Annotated in this window: 12 protein-coding genes and 2 riboswitches; all 12 genes read right to left on the minus strand. The window is 41.8% G+C overall.

All coding sequences use genetic code 11. From position 1 onward, the window contains the following. Nucleotides 1–304: 304 nt before the first annotated feature. A complete protein-coding gene (gene ptsG / locus J7E52_RS11730; protein WP_214746382.1) occupies nt 305–2,374 on the minus strand; it encodes a glucose-specific PTS transporter subunit IIBC in 2,070 nt (689 codons plus the stop codon). A 214-nt stretch (nt 2,375–2,588) separates the two neighbouring features. Then, nucleotides 2,589–3,431, minus strand: coding sequence for a glucose PTS transporter transcription antiterminator GlcT (gene glcT, locus J7E52_RS11735; protein WP_214746386.1), 843 nt, complete (start codon nt 3,429–3,431; stop codon nt 2,589–2,591). 153 nt (nt 3,432–3,584) lie between these two features. Beyond that, a complete protein-coding gene (locus J7E52_RS11740) occupies nt 3,585–4,916 on the minus strand; it encodes an NCS2 family permease (protein ID WP_214746389.1) in 1,332 nt (443 codons plus the stop codon). A gap of 106 nt (nt 4,917–5,022) precedes the next feature. After that, nucleotides 5,023–5,124, minus strand: a riboswitch (purine riboswitch). A gap of 226 nt (nt 5,125–5,350) precedes the next feature. After that, nucleotides 5,351–6,871: a glutamine-hydrolyzing GMP synthase gene (guaA, locus tag J7E52_RS11745; protein WP_214746460.1), complete on the minus strand. Its 1,521-nt coding sequence runs from the start codon at nt 6,869–6,871 to the stop codon at nt 5,351–5,353. 178 nt (nt 6,872–7,049) lie between these two features. Beyond that, a riboswitch (purine riboswitch) is annotated at nt 7,050–7,151 on the minus strand. A gap of 36 nt (nt 7,152–7,187) precedes the next feature. Further along, nucleotides 7,188–9,389, minus strand: coding sequence for a DUF4129 domain-containing transglutaminase family protein (locus J7E52_RS11750; RefSeq protein WP_214746393.1), 2,202 nt, complete (start codon nt 9,387–9,389; stop codon nt 7,188–7,190). Then, a complete protein-coding gene (locus J7E52_RS11755; protein WP_214746396.1) occupies nt 9,386–10,546 on the minus strand; it encodes a DUF58 domain-containing protein in 1,161 nt (386 codons plus the stop codon). The genes J7E52_RS11750 and J7E52_RS11755 overlap by 4 nt, the downstream gene beginning before the upstream one ends. Nucleotides 10,547–10,578: 32 nt before the next feature. Then, a complete protein-coding gene (locus J7E52_RS11760; protein ID WP_214746398.1) occupies nt 10,579–11,535 on the minus strand; it encodes an AAA family ATPase in 957 nt (318 codons plus the stop codon). 385 nt (nt 11,536–11,920) lie between these two features. Then, the gene (gene essA, locus J7E52_RS11765) at nt 11,921–12,403 is read right to left on the minus strand and encodes a type VII secretion protein EssA (RefSeq protein ID WP_214746401.1); all 483 of its coding nucleotides are present in this window, start codon (nt 12,401–12,403) and stop codon (nt 11,921–11,923) included. Continuing rightward, nucleotides 12,390–15,317: a type VII secretion protein EsaA gene (esaA, locus tag J7E52_RS11770; RefSeq protein WP_214746405.1), complete on the minus strand. Its 2,928-nt coding sequence runs from the start codon at nt 15,315–15,317 to the stop codon at nt 12,390–12,392. Before esaA ends, essA begins: the two co-directional genes overlap by 14 nt. After that, complete coding sequence (essC, locus tag J7E52_RS11775) at nt 15,310–19,788, minus strand: type VII secretion protein EssC (protein WP_214746408.1); 4,479 nt, start codon at nt 19,786–19,788, stop codon at nt 15,310–15,312. The genes esaA and essC overlap by 8 nt, the downstream gene beginning before the upstream one ends. A gap of 30 nt (nt 19,789–19,818) precedes the next feature. Next, entirely contained in the window at nt 19,819–21,171 is a 1,353-nt protein-coding gene (essB, locus tag J7E52_RS11780; protein ID WP_214746411.1) for a type VII secretion protein EssB, read from the minus strand. Between the two features lie 72 nt (nt 21,172–21,243). Next, entirely contained in the window at nt 21,244–21,483 is a 240-nt protein-coding gene (gene yukD, locus J7E52_RS11785; protein WP_053537134.1) for an ESX secretion system protein YukD, read from the minus strand. Between the last annotated feature and the right edge of the window lie 14 nt (nt 21,484–21,497).

Here is a 21,497-nt window from a genome sequence, read left to right on the forward strand (position 1 = left end):
TCAGTTTTCAAAGAGCAATTTTTTGTCGTTTTTTAGCGACTTGATTAGCTTAACACCTTTCAAACATAAAGTCAACAACAAGTTATCATTTACTTGTTTGTCTTTTTTGTCTCAAGCGGTGTATTTAATATATTAGCACTTGCATTTAGATAAGTCAATTAAATCTTTTGAAATTCTCTTCATTTTTTTCATGAGCAAACTTCTTCTATATATACACCACTTTCTAACTAGAAGCCGGACCCTGCCATTGAATTATCAAAAACAGGAGGGCAGCTGATTATAGCCACCCTCCTGTTATTAATGATTATTTATCGATTGAAATTACATCCGCTTCTTCCCTATCTACATTTCCGGCCTTTTCAATCTTCACACTTTCACCTTCTGATAGGTTAGTGAAGACGATTGGCGTAATGATAGAGCTGGCATTGTTTTTGACATATTCTATATCAACTTTAAGCAATGGCTGTCCGCTTGTCACTTTATCTCCTTGAGCAACAAGTGCTTCGAAACCTTTGCCTTCTAGCTTAACTGTATCGATACCGACATGTATCAAGATTTCACGTCCAGCTTCGGAAACGATACCTATTGCATGTTTAGTCGGGAATAGGTTAACAATCGTACCGTCTACCGGAGAAACGACCAACCCTTCCTCGGGTACAATTGCAAATCCATCACCCATCATTTTTTCAGCAAAAACTGCATCAGGCACTTCCGTGATCGGTTTTAATTCCCCTTTAATAGGAGAAACAAAGCGTTCGGAAACTTCATCCGTCCGTAAAGGTTTCGGGACGACATCCTCGATTTGCTTTTCCACACCTTCTTCAGGAGACGCTTCTACTTTACGAGGCCTTTTTCCATCGATGATATCTTTCATTTGCCCCTTGATCGTTTCTGAACGCGGTCCGAAGATTGCCTGGATGTTATTGCCCACTTCCAGAACTCCAGCGGCACCAAGTTTCTTTAGCCTATTTTTATCAACGTTACCGATGTCATTGACTGATACACGAAGACGGGTAATGCAAGCATCTAAGTGAGAGATATTTTCTTTTCCGCCCATGGCATCCAAGATATCCCCAGGCAGACTTCCAGCCGAACTTGCAGATCCGTCCGCTTCCTCATTCTCTTCCTCTTCACGGCCAGGAGTTTTAAGATTAAACGTCCTTATCGCAAATCGGAATCCAAAGTAATAGATAACCGCAAAGACTAAACCAACCGGAATAACAATCCATGCATTGGTTTGCGGATTAATTAAACCAAATAGTACGTAATCGATTAAACCACCAGAGAACGTCATCCCGATTTTCACGTCCAGTAAATGCATGGTCATGAATGATAGACCTGCAAACAGACAGTGAATCCCGAAAAGTACCGGTGCAACAAATAAGAATGCAAATTCAAGTGGCTCAGTAATCCCAGTCAAGAAAGATGTAAGTGCTGCAGAAGCCATCAAGCCCCCGACTATTTTCTTTCTTTCAGGTCTTGCTTCATGATAAATGGCCAAAGCCGCAGCTGGTAACCCGAACATCATGAATGGGTATTTACCAGTCATGAAAGTACCGGCCGTTAAATTCTGTACGCCATCTTTAATTTGTGCCATGAAGATGGCCTGATCTCCTCTGACTGGCGTTCCCCCGCCTTGAGGGATATAGCTGCCAAATTCGAACCAGAATGGCGAATAGAAGATATGATGCAACCCAAAAGGAATCAGCGCACGTTCTACAATCCCAAACACTAAAGCTCCCAGAGTCAGGTTAGCACCCAACATATTTTCGGAAAATGAATTTAACCCCGATTGAATCGTCGGCCAAATCAAAATCATCAGCAACCCAAGAATAACTGCGCTTGCGGCTGTTACAATGGGTACAAAACGTTTACCTGCAAAGAATCCTAAATAAGAAGGCAGTTCGATTTCATAAAATTTATTATACATGACAGCAGCCATGACACCGACAATGATACCGCCGAACACGCCCGTTCCCAACGTTGGGATTCCCAGAACATTGCTATACACCGCACCATTGTTCGCAATGTCGGCAGCATCAATGCCAAGAACGGTTCCCATCGTTACATTCATAATCAAGAAACCTATAATCGCCGCCAGGCCGGCAACACCATCTCCACCAGCTAACCCAATTGCGACCCCAACAGCAAACAACAAGGGAAGATTCCCAAAAATAATATTCCCGGCATTCTCCATTACCGATGCGACCATTTCCACTCCGCCACTCGCAAGAAACGGGGCGATATCCAACAAAGTCTCGTTTTGCAACGCATTACCAAACGCAAGCAAAATTCCGGCCGCCGGTAAAATGGCTACAGGAAGCATCAAAGCTTTTCCGATTTTTTGCAAAACACCAAACAACTTCTTAAACATAGGTTTTCCTCCTCTTTACTGTTTTTCCATGCTAATAAAACGGTTACATTAAACGATGGTATTCATCTTCCCACGCATCAGAATTCAAATGCGAAAAAGGCATAAGCAAAGATAGGATTGAAATGAAAATTCAGGTATATAATACCCTCTTTCTTAACAATCATTCTCCTCACTTATGCCTGATCGAATCAGTAACACGTAAGTTAATGTACTTTTATTTTATTTTCTTTTGTAATCGTTGGATATGCATCGTTAGATAGACAGCTTCCGCATCACAAACCGGTTTGCCTAATTTCTGCTGCATAATTTTTATTAGCTTCCAAGCGATATTGTAACACAAAGGATATTCTTCTTTCAATAGCAATGCTATTTTTTCGGGTTCCTCTACTTTTTCCTCAGCCAACACCCTGTCTATCATGAATCTTAAATGACGGACCAAACGTGTATAATCTATGCTATCCTTATTAATTTGTACGTTGAGCTGTTCTTCAACGACTTGGATAAGCTGATAGATTAACTGCGAATGCTGATTGACTTCCGATAAGTCTTTATTTGATATTGCACTATGAATATGAAGCGTAATAAAGCCGATTTCCCCATCGGGTAGGCCTATGCCTGTCTTATCATGAATTAAGTCGATTACATCAACGGCAATATCATGTTCAAAAGGATAAAGGGTTATCGTTTCTTTCAAGAAAGGGTTTTTAATAGTCATTCCTTGTGAAACACGCTGAAGGGCGAACAATAAATGATCAGTTAAACCGACATGTATATGTTCATTTAGTTTTCCAGTTACTCGGTCGTTAATGAGATGAATGGATTCTATAATGGCAGCTTGAAGATTTTGATCGATCTGCGGCAAAAGTTTTTTGTAACTTTCCTGTTCCTTGACATTTTTCAGGACAAACGTTTTCTCCGCAAGTTCCGGACTTAACTCTTCGCCTTTCTTTCGGTTGAAGCCTAAGCCCTTTCCAATAGAAACGACTTCTCCATACGACGGATGCGTGGCAATCACCACATTATTGTTCAAAACCTTTTCAACGATAAAACCATTCATTTTTCTCCCTCTTTTTTTCTCAAAGTCATCCCTATGCCCCATACAGGATAAAGTACTTAGTACTTAGTCCTTTTACTATACACGATATGAGCTTTCTCTTACAACATGAAAGAAGAGCCCCGAAATCGGGACTCTCCTTACTTACTTGCATTATTACTTCAAGAAAATGAAATATAGCAGGAAGACGACTCCAAGACCCCACATGATTGGGTGAACCTCTTTAGCTCTACCTTTCATCGACATGGTGATCGGATAGAAGATGAATCCACAAGCTATACCTGTCGCAATTGAATATGTCATGGGCATCATGATAACCGTAAAGAAGGCCGGAACCGCAATTTCGAACTTCTGCCAGTCAATATTTTTAAGTGAAGATGCCATTAATACTCCGACTATAACCAATGCCGGTGCAGTTACCGCAGATGTCACCACTGAAAGAAGCGGGAAGAAGAAAAGGGATAGGACAAAAAGCAACCCTGTCACTACAGCTGCAAAACCGCTTCGAGCACCAGCTGCAACACCTGATGTAGACTCTACATAAGATGTCGTTGTGGATGTACCAAGAACTGCACCTGAAACGATGGATAATGAATCAGCAAGTAATCCTTTTCCCACTCTAGGAAGAACATTATCCTTCATCAGTCCAGCTTGTTGCGCAACAGCCACCAACGTACCGGCTGTATCAAAGAAAGCCACGAACAAGAAGGTCAATATAACGATTAACATTTGACCAGTGAAGAGATCACCGGGATTTCCAAAGGCATCGAACGCAACCCCGAATGTAGGCGCTATGCTTGGAACGGCACCGATAATTTTTTCCGGCACCGGAACTTGTCCAAAGATCATTCCTGCAATGGCTGTAATGACCATCCCTATGAACACGCCGCTTTTGACGCCTCTCGTCATCAAAATGACGGTTACGACAATTCCAAACACAGCCAATAAAGTATTTCCTGATGTCAAGTCGCCCAGCCCGACAAGAACACTGTCATCATTCGTGATGATTCCAGCATTCTGAAACCCTACAAAGGTAATGAATAAACCGATACCGGCTCCAACTGCGTATTTCAATTCGACTGGGATTGCATTGATGATTTTCTCACGTATTCCCGATAGGGAAAGCAAAACGAAGATAATACCTGAAATCAATACTCCTGTTAAAGCCGTCTGCCAAGGAATCCCAAAGCCAAGGACAACGGTAAAAGCGAAGAAAGCATTCAATCCCATACCTGGCGCAAGCGAGATTGGATACCTGGCTATCAGTCCCATCAATATCGAGCCGATTGCGGCAGATAAGGCGGTCGCTGCAAAAACCGCTCCGTAGTCCATTCTCAATTCATCCGGATAGTCCTCGATGCTTTGTAAAGTCAGCATCACAGGGTTAACAACCAGGATATATGCCATTGAAAGGAACGTAGTCAGTCCACCAAGTATTTCACGGCGATAATTAGTACCGAGCTCGTTAAACCGAAAATAATTTTTCATTATGAGTCTCCCCTATCATAAAATCATAAGCCAACAGAAAATGCCCCCTTCGATTTCGAACGGGGCTTGACTGCGGTCATGTAAAGAAGTGGCGGTTTATCCATGCTCGCCAATCCATACACATCGTAGTCAAGCCGTTCACGGCAGCTTGGTAGAAACTTTTGGGCCATATCCCCAATATTATACGACAATTATGTTTTTTTATTATTATAGGTATAGTGTACCAATCACTAAAATAATCGTCAATATACCAAACGAATATTTTTTATGTAATTTTAGGCAATGTTCGCTTTTCGCTATATATTCCTTACTTATTATGGCTATATATTCGCCAACATACGGGAAATGTAAGTAATCTACATATTCAAAAATTATTTTTAAGCAAAAAAATCAGTGAAGGATATTTCCTTCACTGATTGGATGATTTTAATCTTCTATTCCCACTCGATCGTTGCAGGCGGCTTAGACGTAATGTCATAAACTACGCGGTTTACATGGTTTACTTCATTAACGATTCTCGTTGAGATGATTTCAAGTACATCCCATGGGATTCTTGCCCAATCGGAAGTCATTCCGTCAATGGATGTAACCGCACGGATCCCGATAGTATAGTCATACGTACGCGCGTCGCCCATTACCCCTACGCTTCGAATGTTAGGAAGCACCGTAAAGTACTGCCAAATTTCGCGTTCCAAACCATTCTTTTTAATTTCTTCACGTAAGATATGGTCAGATTCACGGACGATTTCAAGTTTTTCATCTGAAATTTCGCCTAATACACGAATACCTAAACCTGGACCCGGGAATGGTTGACGCCAAACGATTTCATCCGGAATGCCCATTTCACTTCCAAGCGCACGCACTTCATCCTTGAATAGAGTATTCAAAGGCTCAATCAATTTAAATTGCATATCTTCCGGCAGACCGCCAACGTTATGATGCGATTTAATTGTTTGTGCAGTGGCCGTACCACTTTCAATAATGTCTGTGTAAAGTGTACCCTGTGCAAGGAAATCAATTCCTTCGAGCTTCGTTGCTTCGTCATCAAATACGTAGATGAACTCGTTACCGATGATTTTCCGTTTTTGTTCCGGATCTGAAACGCCAGCAAGTTTCGATAGGAAACGTTCTTTTGCATCGACCTTGATTACGTTCATATTGAAGCCTTCACTGAATGTTTTCATTACACCTTCGGCTTCCCCTTTACGAAGTAATCCATGATCAACGAAAATGCATGTCAGCTGATCGCCAATCGCTTTATGGATCAATACAGCAACAACGGATGAATCCACACCGCCGCTCAATGCGCATAACACTTTTTTATCTCCGACCGTTTGACGGATTTTCTCCATCTCTATTTCAATGAAGTTCTCCATTGACCAGTCGCCTTTGCAGCCACAAACGCCGAATACGAAATTTTTCAAAATGTCATTACCGTATACTGAATGACGGACTTCAGGATGGAATTGCACGGCATACAATTTACGTGACTCGTCACTCATAGCCGAAATCGGACAAGACGGGTTCGTCCCATCTACTTGGAAACCTTCAGGCGTTTCCACCACTAAATCACCATGGCTCATCCAGACGATTTGTTCTTTCGGCAGGTCACTGAATAATTTAGACTCATTTTGGATGGCAAGTGTCGCTTTTCCGTATTCACGGTTTTTCGCTGGTTCCACCTTTCCGCCAAAATGTTTAGTCATAAGCTGCATGCCATAACAAATACCGAAAATCGGAAGGCCCATTTCGAATATGCGTTCATCACAACCAAATGCATTTGCATCATAAACACTGTTCGGACCACCTGAGAAAATGATTCCCGTTGGGTTCATCTTCTCGATTTCTTCTACAGTAATTGTATGAGGATGAAGCTCACTGTACACACCGAATTCACGGATACGACGAGTGATCAATTGGTTATATTGGCTTCCGAAATCAAGTACTACGATCATTTCCTGGTTTTTTTGCAATTCTGTTTTCCCCGGCACAAACGTCACCTCTATCAATGTAATTCACTCATAAAGTCGAGTGATAATTTCTTATAAAAAATATTATCATAAAAAAAGAAAAACTAAAAATCCACCCTCAAAAATACAGAAAAAGTATAGACGAAGGCAGATTTTCAGCTTTCCTGATAAAATCCGCCTTCATAGTCAAATCATTTACGGTGATTCGGTAGAAACTTTCGATCCATATTATCGAGGATATATGAAGGATATATTAGTTTAAGTTAGTTTTTGTTATTGTATCAATATAATAAAAACCTGGTCAAGAGCTAGTTTTTCTCATCAAGCTTTCCCAACCCTTTTGAAAGTGTTTCCATTCTCCATCTTCCACGTCTCCACGATATAACATTAACTCGTATCCAGCCGTCAATTCACTCATCTCATCCGTATCATACACTGCATCCACATAGGCGGCGTACTCCCTTAAAGTTTGCCCCTCCGGACGAACTATACCAGCTTGTTTTAATTGTTTCAATAATATTAAATAGGCTGTCGAGAAATGAGCACCGGTTTTCTTTCTATAACGAAGAATCTGCAGATGAGGAATCCACTTCCTTCTGAAGAAATAACCAATAGAAGCGAGAATCAGTACACCTGACAGTGTGATGGCAATCCATTTTAAGAACCCATCCATGTTCCCGGTACCAGTTTTCTCGGATGATTGAGTTTCCCTATCGGGTGTATCCTGGCGTTCCCTGGTCTCTTTCTTTGTTTGCTCTTCATTAATTGGAGTTTCTTCAGGGTTCTTGGTCACTTCCTGTTTCAATTCCGAATCGTAAAATTCAACTTCCCCATTGAAACCCTTTGTCGGCTCGAAGGGAACCCAGCCTATCCCTGAAAAATAAACCTCTACCCAGGAATGTGCATTATTATTGGTCACCTTATAAACGGATTCGCCATCAAGGATTGACTTTTCCCCTTCCGTATAGCCCTTTACCCACCTTGCAGGTATATTGGCAGCTCTTAGTAAAACAACCATTGCACTTGAAAAATTATCGCAATACCCTATCTGTGTCTCGAATAAAAATTGATCGACATAATCTTGATTGCTATCCGGATACGGAATATCGTCCTTGGAATATATGAACTCATGCCCGTCAAAATAATCCTCAATGGCTTTTGCTTTATCGTACCAATTCGTTTCATTCCTTGTAAGCCGGGATGCCAATTCATATATCCGGTTTGGCATTCCCTCTGGAAGCTGAGTGTTTTTTTCCATTAGTAAATCCATTGATTCGTCGGGTTCCGTTACCTTCCTTAACTCAGCTATATCAAAACTCGGCATTTCATAAACCAGTTCATACTCTTTCAAGGACAGTCGTTCGCCATTATCCTGTTCAGAAATAACTTTGTCCATACCCTGATAATATTTGAAATCCATCCCGTTTTTGCCCTCAACCTTTTTTAAATACCCGGACTGCGGATGAAGGATATGAGAATATGATTCCGTCATGGACACTTTTGCCGTCATTTCTTTTGTCCTTACCACTTCAGGAACGTCGTAAATATCTAAAGATGCCATATCCTGCCCGTTGGAAAAAGCGTGAAAGTCCGTTTCCAGTATGGAAACCCACCCTTTACCGGTATAAATATCCTTATTCTCGACCTTCCAGTAATGTCCTGCAGGGGCATTATTATAAAAAACGATGGAACTATCCGGCTCTATCGAACCGCCAAGATCCGAATCGTCTTCATCATAACCGACACTTTTACGCTTCGAACCACCGTCTTCTTTCCCCGCTTTATCAGAATAAGAAGTAATATAAGGCACCGGGTCCGGCCACTGCGGAGAGAGTTTTGGGGCAGCGAAACCAACAAGGACACTCACCAATATCATGCCGGTCAGCATCAAGATCCACTTATTGATCGAAGCCAACGAAAACTCGATCCTCTCCTGAATCGTCAGTCGCAGCAGGGACAGCAGACCTAGCATCAAGAACCCGATGATGATGATTCTAATCATCGCCTTATCCCCCACATAGGGAGTGAATGTGTCAAGTACAGATATAAAAATCACGGTTAACATAAAAAAGAAAAAAATGCTTTGCCTTACCATCACCCAGTAATGGATCAAATATGTTACAAGCCAAAGAAGGACAAAAAATAGAAACGTTCGAAATGGATTTGTGATCAACTCCCAATTCCCATCATATATAAAACCAAGATTGCCCGTAAAATCCGCTAGAAATCCTTTCATCCATGATAATTGAAATAAAGCGTCTTTCGAATGGAGGAACTGTAATGAAATCATTATATAAGCACTAATGAGAATGAACCGGATTGACCAATGTATGCGGAAATAATGCAGCAGCAGGGAATAGAGCAAAAATAGTATAAAAATGATGATATTACCTGTATCAGTGAGTTTATCGACAGGCCTTAACCATTCAGTAATCAACAACAGACCAAATACATACATGAGGACGTGCATGAACCTTTCCAATTTTGCGGTGGTGACATTCATTTCGCCATCACCTCTGATCTGTCAGACCTTAGTTGGCCATGTTCAAAAAAGCTAACCTTTATCCCCCTCGAATAAGCGGCAGAACTTGACAACCTTTCCTCATCAGTAAGATCCGCTTGTTTTTTCACACATAACATTAATCCCTGATTAGGCCGGAAAGCACTCAATATGTCCACCTTTTCTAAGGTTAAGTCTGAAACGATGAATATCACAGCAGCATTTGCCGGAATAATTCCCTTCCTGACATTTTCGTTCAAAGCGTTTGCCACACTTGGCTCTTCCTTAACAAGTCGGTAAAAAATCTTTCGTTTTTGGTTATTCCCTGCTGCAGCCGGTATGATTAACCTCGATCCCATGCTCACATACCCAATTTCCATGCCTTTCTTTAACATGGCGTGTGCAATGGAAGCCGCCATTTCAATGGATTCTTCGAATAAATCCGACGGCTTTTCATCAAGCATGATGAATACATCCCGGTTTTTCCGCACTTCGAATTCCTTCGTCATGATTTCACTCGTTCTAGCCGTCGCCTTCCAGTTAATCCATGACAACTGATCGCCTGGCTGATATTCCCTTATCCCGGAGACAACTGAATGTTCCCGTTGTGTTTTCTTTGTTGAAACCACTGCCCCCTGATTGAACACTCGATCAAGATCACTGTAGGCAAGCTCATGATAACGAGGAAAAACAGTTATTTTCAAAGGTGAACTATATATCGCTTCCTTTTCGACCAGCCCGAAAAAGTCCCCAATCCAAAAACGGATCGATTGAAACGAATGCTCTCCACGCTCCAAGTTTTCCAAGGTATATGACATGCTGAAGGTACGCTTGAATCCCGGGAAGATAATTATTTTCCTTTGGAATCCCCTATCCTCCATCTCCTGGGGAATTTCCTCCTCCACCACCATAAATAATAGTGGCAGCCGGTTTTTACGGGTAAACGTCAATGCTATTTCAATAGATTCGCCGGCCTGGCACTCCCTTTTATTGACCTTTCTCTCAAAGGTAAAATCATGCAGCGGATAAAACAGCAGAATCAAAGCGTACACAGAAAACGGCAAAAATGAATAAAAAATGAACCAACTGACAAAACCGCCTTGAAACATTGCATAGCAAAACGAAACGGTCATGAGTAATACAAGTCCGATCACACTCATATTTCCCCTTAAAATGTTGATGATTTTGCGCATTAGGTCACAGCCCGCTTCACTGGAACTTGTGTTGTCGCGACAATTTCATGTATCACCATTCCAGCATCGAAGCCATCATAATTCGCTTCAGGTTTCAAAATAAGCCGGTGGGAAAATACGAACGGAACTAAATATTGAACATCGTCCGGCAGAACATAGTCCCTGCCCTGGATCAGTGCGTAAGCCTGGGCTGCCTTCATCAATGCTATCGATCCACGCGGGCTCACCCCTAAATAGACCCCTTCATGCGTACGGGTTTGATTCGCCAATTCAACAATATATCGTTTTATTGTGTCATCCACTATCACCGCTTTTACCTCAGCCTGTAATTCTATCAATTCTTCCAAGGTGATGACGGATTCCAGCTCCTCAAGCGGTGCCGTGTATTGAGCTCTATGAAGAACCTCTATCTCTTCTTCCACACCGGGATAGCCCATTTTCACTTTTAATAGGAATCTATCCAATTGAGCCTCCGGAAGCGGATATGTTCCCTCGTACTCGATCGGATTTTGTGTCGCCATTACGAAGAACGGCTTCTCCAATCCTCTTGTGACACCATCAATCGTCACACTTGCCTCTTCCATGGCTTCAAGCAATGCAGACTGGGTTTTAGGCGAAGTCCGGTTAATTTCATCGGCTAAAATTATATGTCCCATTATCGGACCTGGCCTAAAAATGAATTCTTGTTTCTTAGGATTGAAGATCGAAACACCAGTAACATCAGAAGGAAGTAAATCAGGTGTGAATTGAATTCGCTTAAAGCTTGCACCTATTGATTTTGCCAGTGCCCTTACCATGACTGTCTTTCCGACGCCCGGAACATCCTCCAATAAGACATGTCCGCCGGAAAGGAGTGCCACGATGCTTAGTTCTGCTATATCCCGTTTTCCGATAATCACCTTTTCGATATTCCCCAGAACCATTTCCAGTTTTTGATTGACCTGTTTATAAATCATTCTCTACCTCCCGGGATTCACATTATCACTTTTTTTCATACCTTCTCTATATCACATATTTTACATTAAGCTCCAATTAAACCTTACATTGTAAGTTTACTAGATAATCGGTAAACCATAAACGAATTTGTTCTAAAAATATTAATGCTGCTTAATGAAAAAGGTATGGCGCATCCTTCTTCTGTTCCAGTCATTAGGGCAATCTTTTCTGTTTATGCTAAAATGAATGCAATCCACTCATAAGATATAAGAGGTATTGACCATGTATAAAAAATTCTTCATCTTGATCTTCGCAGTCGCCCTTCTTTTAGGGCTTTTTAAAACCGTTATCGATATGTAGCAAAAACAGCCCGATTCCTGACTTATGCCAGGAATCGGGCTGTTTTCATTTTCGTTTAACCTCTCCATTCAGCTTCCCCATTTTCGGGATAAGGATAAAAAACAAACAAACGACCAAAAGTGCCAATACGATGCCGAGCAATATCGTCAGGTCAAAATTAAGGGTAGGCTCTGTTTCTTCTTCGTTTCTCGTTCGAATGCCGACTTCAGAGAATAATCCAAGCTGTTCTGCTTTTGAAGCGATGGTATTATTTTGATTCTCCGTTACCGGAGACAGAAACAATGAGTCCTTCACCGAGTCAATGACATCATATTTCCCTCTTTCAAAGGTGAGGTCCTTTTGTTCTTCAGGCAGTTCGCGCTTCTGTTCCAACAATCCTTCTTCATGGAAATACTCCGTTTGAATATCAATATCCTTTTCTTGATATTCATTAGGCTCCACCATGGGTTCACCTTCCGCCCCGACATGAGGTGCATGGCTAAAAAACAAGATGAGCAAGATAGGCATTACGTATTTATTCCACTTCATGGGCCATTGCTCTTCTTTCTGTAAGACGCTTCACTATATATGGAATGACCGTTGCAATAAGCGTCAGCACAATCAAGATGATACTAGCCGGAATGAATTCCGACTGATTACCGAATTGAATGGACATGTATACGTCTGCAACCGGTTGGTCTACATTGAAATTAGGCATGATTAAATCCAATAATGGAATGGTAAAGAAACTGATCAAACCAATAACCAGGATCGCACCGACAAACGGCCCAATCGAGAAGGCGAGCCGGGTAAACGCTGAACAGAAGAATAAAAGCAGGACGGTGAAAACGGTCCATTTAATCTCCTGCATATCTCCCAGTGGATAGATTTTCAAACCATACATGCTGATGATTAAACCTACGATCAGATTCAATAAGGCAAACAAGGCCGCATGGACCATCATTGGAATGGTTTCATAGTGATGCAGGAAGAAACCGATCAATAATCCTGAAATGAGTATGATCACCAACATGACAATCGGCGGGATATTAACCTTTTCCTGATGAAGGACTTCCCCGCTGATTTGTACGGGATTTGCTAAATATTCGTACACATACCCGTTCTCCTGATCATCGACTAGAGTGTTATTCAAGACACTATAAACGTCCGTCTTGATTTTTACGGTTGAGTCTACATTTTGGGACCAATTATCATTAAGCTGATCGGCCCTTTCCTGTACTGACCCCACTTTCGCCTGCAGGTCTGCCGTATCCTTAGTGACTGTGTCCTGCCGTTCCGCTACAGAATTGACAAGCTCGGAAATGAAGCCGACAGTTGTTGCCGTATTGTCTTGAAGTGTTACAAACATTTCTCCATCAAGGTTAACTGGCGGTTCGGCCTCCATTTCAGGAACTTCCATATGATCTGACAAATTGGCAGATACTTCTTGAGCCTTGCCGGTAATTGCCGCTAATTCAGCTAAAGTAGCTTTCTGACCCGTTTCAACGTTAGCATCATATTCTTTCATATAACCCATAATGGAATCTGAGAACATCCCAAAGTTCTCATTGACTCCTGCTAAACTGGCTTTAACGAGTTTCGCTTCTTCATCTACGTTTCCGGAAACCCCATTTTTCAAGTTTTCCAATTCTTTTATATTGGCTGCAAATATCTTATCTACATTTGCTTCGGTGACTCTTTCAGCCAATTCACCATAAGATGAGAGTGAACCGTAATAGGCAAGGAGGCTAGTTGAATCCCGGTTCGTGATAGGATTCTCAAAGGCCCTCACCAGCACCGCTCGCCTTTCTCCCCCCACTTTTTCAAGAAGTGCCTGTTCGAGAGTCTTGATTTCTGCGATGGCCTCGTCGATTGTCATACTCTGGATGTCCTGTAATTTTTGAATATCTTCCTGTGACTTTTTCCATTGGTCACCTAAATCCTTATAATTCGTGCCAAGTTCATTATAATCAGCTTGTAATTGCGTAAACTGCGCCAGCAGATCATTATATGAATCCACCAGTGTATTAAACTCCGTTATCACTTGATTATAATTTCCCGTTCTGCCGTTTACCGTTCCGCTGAGATTATTGATTTCCGCTTGAAGTTCTGCTGTAAGAATGTTGATTTGTTCAGCAGCTCCTTCACTTCCTTCTGCCGGCACCAAGCTTTCAAGTGCCGTGTTAATCCCATTGATTTGATCCAGCAGTAACTGCAGCGACAGTTCATCAATCGGATCCTTCTTTTCAGGTGCAGCAACCGATTCACCTTTTCCCGTTTCCGTTTCAATATCTTCTATAGGCGTCGTTCCTTCACCAATAACCTCCCCATCACCAGAGCTGCTTGCAAGATTTCCTCTTTGCACAAGCAAGGTAGACTGAAGGTTATCAAGACCGGCCTCTTCCGATTGTTTCAATTGTTCAATCGAGCTTTGTTGATCTTGGGTGATCTTCGTAATTTGTTCTACTTGTTTATCTTTTATGCTTGTTGAAAATTGCTCCAATTCATTACTGCTGGAATCGAGTTTCTGCTGCATGATTCCAACATTCTCACTAATGCCTTGATCATTAAGGCTGTATTTCGTATTCATCCCTTGCTGAATCTCAGGTAAAGATTGGTTCCCCTCATTCAGCACCTTGTCATATGATTGTACACTCTCGTTGACAAGCTGCTGATTTTGGGCCGAAGCCTTCTCAAAAAGGATACTTTGAGCTTTTTGATATTCCTCAAAAGAAACAACATCTTTCACAAATGAAGCCATTTGAGTCTTCGTGTTTCCTATTTCATCCATTGTTTCATTACTTGTTTTGCCAGCATCCTTCGTCTCGGCAAAGACTCCTTCAAGCATGTCCTTATGCTGCTTGATTTCGCCGGCAAGGCTTTCCGAGCTTGGAGTATAAAACTCGTACATCGTGTTTTGAAAAGCGATTTCTTTGGCAAGGACATTATCGAACTTCTTACGGATGTCCTCGACTGATTGGGAAACATAGCTCCAATACTGTGTTGAAATATGCTTATTCATTTTGCTCTTTGTCTTCTCTAATTCCTTTTGTACCTTTTCCATGTTCTCTGCATTCAAACTAGGTTGTACCTTATACTTTATCCCCGCCTTGACAGGCTGTTCATCATCGAATGTATAAATATTCTCTGAAAAATCGGATGGAAAATATATGACTGCATCATACCTTTCATTTGCAAGTCCACTTTCCGCCGTACTTCTATTAACCACAAACCACTCATATTCAGAATCCTTGTCCAGTGTAGTAACAAGCTCTGAGCCCATATAAATGGGGTTATTGTTAAATTCAGTGCCATTATCTTCATTTACAATGGCGATTTCACGAGAAGCCGTTTCTGTCTTTTTCATTGGATTTTGGCCAATATAAGAAAAAAACAAGATTGGCAGCGCAATGATCACCAGTATTTTACCGATTAACAGCATCGGTTTTATTTTTTCAGACACTTTCTTGCACTCTCCTTCTTTCTTCACTTAGTGGAATTTGGATTTTACTCTCCTGGCCATTCAGCACAAAGTATCCGTAACCCGGCTGTATTTCTTCTTCTTTTCTTGAATAGGAGAGGGTATACAAGCTTTGGTCCGATTTTTTAAGAAGCAAAACAGCCTGCCTGACTTGTTTCAGTTCGGTTGTCAACGAATCATATCCCTTGGTGAAGTCGTTGGCATTTCCAGCGACAATCAGACTAAACCCGAGATGGCTGTACTGTTTCATCAAACCGCTGATCCTATCCTGAATCCTGCCGTCGATCGTTTGTTGGATCCTTGAAATGCTATCTATGACAAACATGATCGTTGGGAATTCCAGTTGCTTCATCGGTTTCATTTCCAATGCCGCCAGATAACTTCGTTCACGTTCTTCAAATATTCCAGTAATATGATCGAGCCATTCGGTTATCTGATCTTTTGTTTCCACATAGCGCACCTTCTCCTCTAAGGCATAAGAAGATAGGCCGCGATCAACTCCGTCAAATAAACCAATTTCCCCAATTGTTTGTGTAAGCAACGATTCCAGTAGCACTTTAAGGACATTCGTTTTCCCTTTACGTGACTGTCCTACGACAAGCAGGAATGGATTGGAATTCAACTCCACGAAAACAGGTGTAACGCTTTCCTCTGAAAGCCCGATTGGAATGGAATCCTTCTTAATGGCTTGTGAGCAGTAACTCTTGAAGCTGCTGGAATCAAGACGTGCCGGTAACATCCGAATCGCCGGCGGTTTGGCTGTTTCCTTATATTTAACCTTATGTTCTGCCACGGCCTGTTTCATTTCTTCCAAAACGGCTATATCATCCGCTCCATCGGCTGGGAGATAAACCTGCGTAAGATAGGTTTGGTCCTTCTTCACTAACGCCCTCCCCGGAACAGGTTCATTTTCATAAGGGGTTCTTCCCAAAACCGAATATTGCTCCGAACTGTCCATTAAGTAATGGACGACCTTCGTCTTAAGACTGTTCATTAACGGCTGGCGAATCGCATTGATTCTCGTTGCCGTTAAAATCATGAATATTCCAAGTGATTGTCCATCACGTGCAAACTGAACGAATTGCGCTTCCTGGTCCTGCATCTCATCCTTCACTAAGTCAAAATTGTCGACCACGATATAAATAATCGGCAATTTATCTTCCACTAATGCATTATAAAGCTTTATGTTACTAAGCTCCTTTTCTGAAAAAAGCTGCTTACGCCTTTCCATTTCCGCCTTCATGAATAACATGAATTTTTCGATTTTCCTTAGCTCATCGAACCTAAAGTATTCCCCAGTATGAGGCAGCTGGCGCATTGGCAGTAAAGCGCTATTCCCGAAATCGAAAATATAATAATGCAGTTCTTCAGGACTGAATTGATCTGCAAAACTAAAGAGAAGTGTCAAAACGGTGGTTGACTTGCCGTACCCGGAAGAACCAAAAACCCCAACATTCCCATCTTCAATCCAGTTATAGACATAATTCGTCTGGCTCTGCAATTCTGGCTCATCTTTCATTCCAAGGTGGAATTGATTCCTCGTCAGGCTTCTTTCAGTGTTTCTCGATAAACGATCTGAAAGAGGCGGCAGCCAGGGGCTTGCCAACTTCTTAATCTTCATTTCTTCCTGTGTCGCCACAATTCGATCCGCCACAGCTTCAATTTCACTAATCTTTTCTTTCCTCTTATTGGTGATCTGTTCCGATACATTTGAGATTTGAACAAGACCAAGGTCTGTGACAAGTGCCACTTCATCCTCAGACCCAACCGTATCCTCTAAATATGGTGCCCCGCTCCACGCAGACTGGAACAATTCATATACCTCGTTATTTCCTACCTGCAAATATCCCCGTCCGGTGACAGTAATATTTGCCGCATCGCTATTTTTAAGAATTTCCTTACTATCATTGGCATCCTGCACTTTCAAGGAAATTTTAAAACGGGCATTGCTCCAAATCTGGTTATCAATAACACCGCCCGGCTTTTGTGTAGCAAGAATTAAATGAACTCCCAAGCTCCGTCCAATTCGTGCCGTACTCACTAATTCGCGGATGAAATCAGGTTCTTCGTTTTTAAGTTCCGCAAACTCATCTGATATCAAAAATAAATGCGGTAACGGTTCATCCGCTTTGCCTTCTTTGTATAAATCCGTGTAATCGTTGATATGATTGACTTCGTATCGATCAAACATGCGCTGGCGCTTCTTCAATTCGCTATTGATGGAGGCTAGTGCCCTGGCACTGAAGTTCTTGCTACCCTCAATATTCGTAATGACTCCCAGCAGATGCGGAATCTGCCTGAATGGCTGTGCCATTCCCCCACCTTTATAATCAATGAGCAAAAAGGCAACTTCATGTGGATGATAATGAACGGCTAATGATAGGATGTAGGTTTGCAGTAATTCACTTTTCCCCGATCCTGTCGTTCCAGCAACCAAACCATGGGGGCCATGCGCCTTTTCATGCAAGTTCAATTCAACCCTATCCGTTTTCCCTTTCAAGCCAATGGGAACTGCCAAGGATTTGGAAGACTGATTGGTCCGCCAGTTTTGGCTGATAGGCAGATCTTCCACTTCACGAGCTTTCAATAATTCCAGAAATGATACCGTTTCTGGTATGGAATTGTTCATGCCTTTTTGATGATCTAGTGAACGCAGGGTACGTGCAAACCGCTCATTCCCTTCTTTTGAATGTACATCAAGTGTAAAAGGAGTATGAACGGCCTTCGTTTGCCGAATGAGAATCTCACCCTCAAAATCATTGATATACTTCACAAGTGTATGGACATTTTCCGTCAAACTCTCTTTTGCATCCGCCGCAAAAATCGTCGTGATACCTAAATCGTCTGTTTTACCTTCTAAATATTCCAATATGACATGCTCCGCAATTAAATTACGATCCGTGACAATAAAGACAAAGTGGGGAGTGAATCTCATTTTCCCTTTGTTCTCATCCAAATCTCTTTCCCTCAATAGCTGATAAATCGAGGTCAGCAGCTGGTCACGTGATTGCTCATTATATATAAAGCCTTTTGCATAAGCATGCGGCAATTGAAAATGAGGGAGCCATTTCATCCATTCCCATTCCTGGTAATCCTTTTCCGGGAAAATGGCCACAAATCGAACATCATGATAACTATGAAAAAAGGCCAGTTGCCCAATCAGTTGTTGCAGCTCCCGCTTAACAATCGATTCCTTTCCGACCAGGCCCATCGATCCGCTTGATAAATCGATCGATAACGGAAGATCATCCAGGTTTTTGTATACATCCACAAGTTCCTGCGACTGCTCAAGTAAATCATCTATATCCCGATTGGACATATCGCTACTATTCACCGACACCTGATAACTTGATGGTATGGTCGCCGTTCCGATCTTAAAGTGCAGAGCATCTTCACTTTCCAAAGTTCGCTCCCATATACGGTCGCTAATACTGTCAGTCAGCAGCTTCATCCTTTCAAAGGAAGGGTAATGATAGAACAGCACATTCTTTTGTTTTTCAGACAGCTCTTGCAGTTCTTCCCTCTTCTGCTCTAGATACCTTGTATATACACGTTGACGTTTTTCTTCTCTGAATTTTTGCTTCTTTTTGTCTTTAAAGTATTGTACCGTCGAGGTAACTAAAGTCGTTGTGAACATCACAATCGATATGATGATGAAAATGCCCCGAGGCTGAATGACCGTGATGACCCCCATGACGATTAGCATCATTAAAGGCGGCATGAGGATTAGCCATAACCCTCTATTATTATCTTCCGATTCTTGGCTCGGAAAGGATATCGTCACTTTTTCGTCCGGCAATTCGTAGATCATCCTTGGTGTCCGGCGATATTGTGGATAGTTTTTTTTCATTTCAGAGATTGGCTTCTTCATTTTAGATAAAGATGTTTCATAGCTCTCGTCACTATGAATCATCAATAAGTCGCCTTCAATCAACCTCAACAACATATTCGGCCAGCAAATCAGATCACCATTTTGAACGGGAACAGCCTTCGTTACCCTTTCACCATTCAGGTATATCCTGCTATTTTCCTTTGGCATGAGAAGCCACTGCCCTTTATGAAGCACAAAGGAAAACCCATCGCCGGAAACGGGTCCTTCTTTACGGATAGTCGCTCCCACCTTGGCCGATAAAGTGATTTCTTTCAAGTTGCCTATATAATAGAGGCTTTCTTCCAATTCCCCTGCCGTATAAAAAATCTCGACCGTTTCTTCTCCTTCATGAAAGGTGAAGCTTTGGAATGGCTTTACATCGCCAAGCTTCTTATCCTCTCTAAACACCTCATATCCATCAAGTCCTTCATGTTTATTCAGCTTGATAGGAGCATGTTCAAAGGGAATGGAATAAACGGTGATCGTATCCTGTTTTGATGGCCCAATCGTAATTGGGTTATGATTATCCTTGATCGTATAGGATTGGTAGGTCCCCCTAGAATAAACCCATAATAAACTCATTAAATCTCACCTCCGCAAAAGGCCAATTGCTCACTCTTTGCTTTTCTCTTTTTCTTCAGATGATTTATTGGAGGAATCCTTACTGTCCTCTTCCCCCCCAGAAGTAGATTCGTTTTCCGCTTCTTCTTCTTTTACTGCAGGTTTTGCTACCGCTGCGCCTTTATCCTCTATATTCGTCTCTGTTGAAGTCTGGTTCTGATCTTGCTGTTCCTCCAATTGCTTTTGCAATTCCTTTATTTCCTTTTCATATTGGGACAACTCAGTATCGATTTCTTTAATTTGCGTTTCCTTTTCTTCCCCAGAAAGGTTATCGTCCAACTTAATTTGTTCTTTCTGGTTTACCAGCCCATACATAATCAATTCGCGATCCTCCATGATTCTCGCCAAATCGATCGCGTCCTCGTTCATGCCCCTGCCTATATAAATCCAATATAAGAGATACTGGCTATCAGTCTGCAAAGTGATTGCATTTTCTACATTCTTCTTCCTGACATCATCTAACGGTTCATAAGTGACATAGGACTTCGCCAGTTCATATTGAACGACATACGGCATATTTTTCGGATCGTAGTTCTCCAACCGGTCAATCACTTCACTGTATTTTTGTTTTAAAAAGCTTTCGCCGCTTTCTACATATGCCTCCTGCCTAGGTTGGGAGAAGAATAGTGTGTAAATCGTAAACAACAGCAGTGGCACTAGAACGATCACCGTACCCCAAAGTGTATAACGGCCCGTTTTCCATTTCTTTTCAGGGATATGCACAAATGCTTTTTCTTCCTTCTCTAAAGCTTCTATCCGATTTTGAATGACCGTGGAAAGTTCATCCCAAGTCCCCGATGCCAATATACTTTGTGATTCGTTCGATAGTTTTAGTGTTTTATGGTAAAGCAGATACTCTTCGAATGTATACTGCCCATCCACAAGTGCCGAAATCGTTGCCTTCGTTTCTTTAAATAGCTCATCTTGATCATGCTCATAAGGAGGCAAACTGTCTTTTACGCCATAATGCAGGAAATATGGGGCCAAGCTTGAATCAAAAACGATATTTTCCGGACAGATGACTAGTTGCAGGCGACTCAATTCATGATTCCTGATTTTCTTCAAGATTTGATAAGACGATAACCATCTACTTAACGGATTTTTATCTTTAGCTGTGGAAAAAACAAAAAAAGAGGCTGGTGGATTTACTCTGATCTGCACCTCGTCCTCTGTCACTTCTATATGTTTCTGGAGAGCATCATCCGCTTCATGAATAAGCTGTAATTCCAGTGGGTCTTGCATCGATAATTTTGCCCGTTGGAAAACGAACAAATGCCCATTATCATCCCTCATCATTGCAGCTTCTGTTTTTTTCTCCAGATATGAGGATTTTTTCTCATCCATTTTATGTAACTCCTTTACCCCTGCTAAAGGGCTTTAGACTTTTTTCCTATAAAGAGTCCGCATACCAATCCATTAGAGGATCTCAAGGCGGTCCCCCGTCGTAATTCCGCTATCAAGCAGGGTTTCATAACCTGAACATACGAACTCTTTATTCTGGACCCGCACCCAATAGCCTTCTTTAGGTGCACTGGCAATATCCTTTACCTGCCATATAATTTCCACTACCTTCTTGATGGAGCGGTAATTCGACACTTGCAAATCAAATACTTCCCCTGTATACCTGTTTAAATCGATCGTAAGTTGAATATATATGGAAACCACCTCTT

It is taken from the genome of Bacillus sp. ISL-34, assembly GCF_018613325.1.
In the GTDB taxonomy this organism is placed as follows: Bacteria; Bacillota; Bacilli; order Bacillales; family DSM-1321; genus Peribacillus.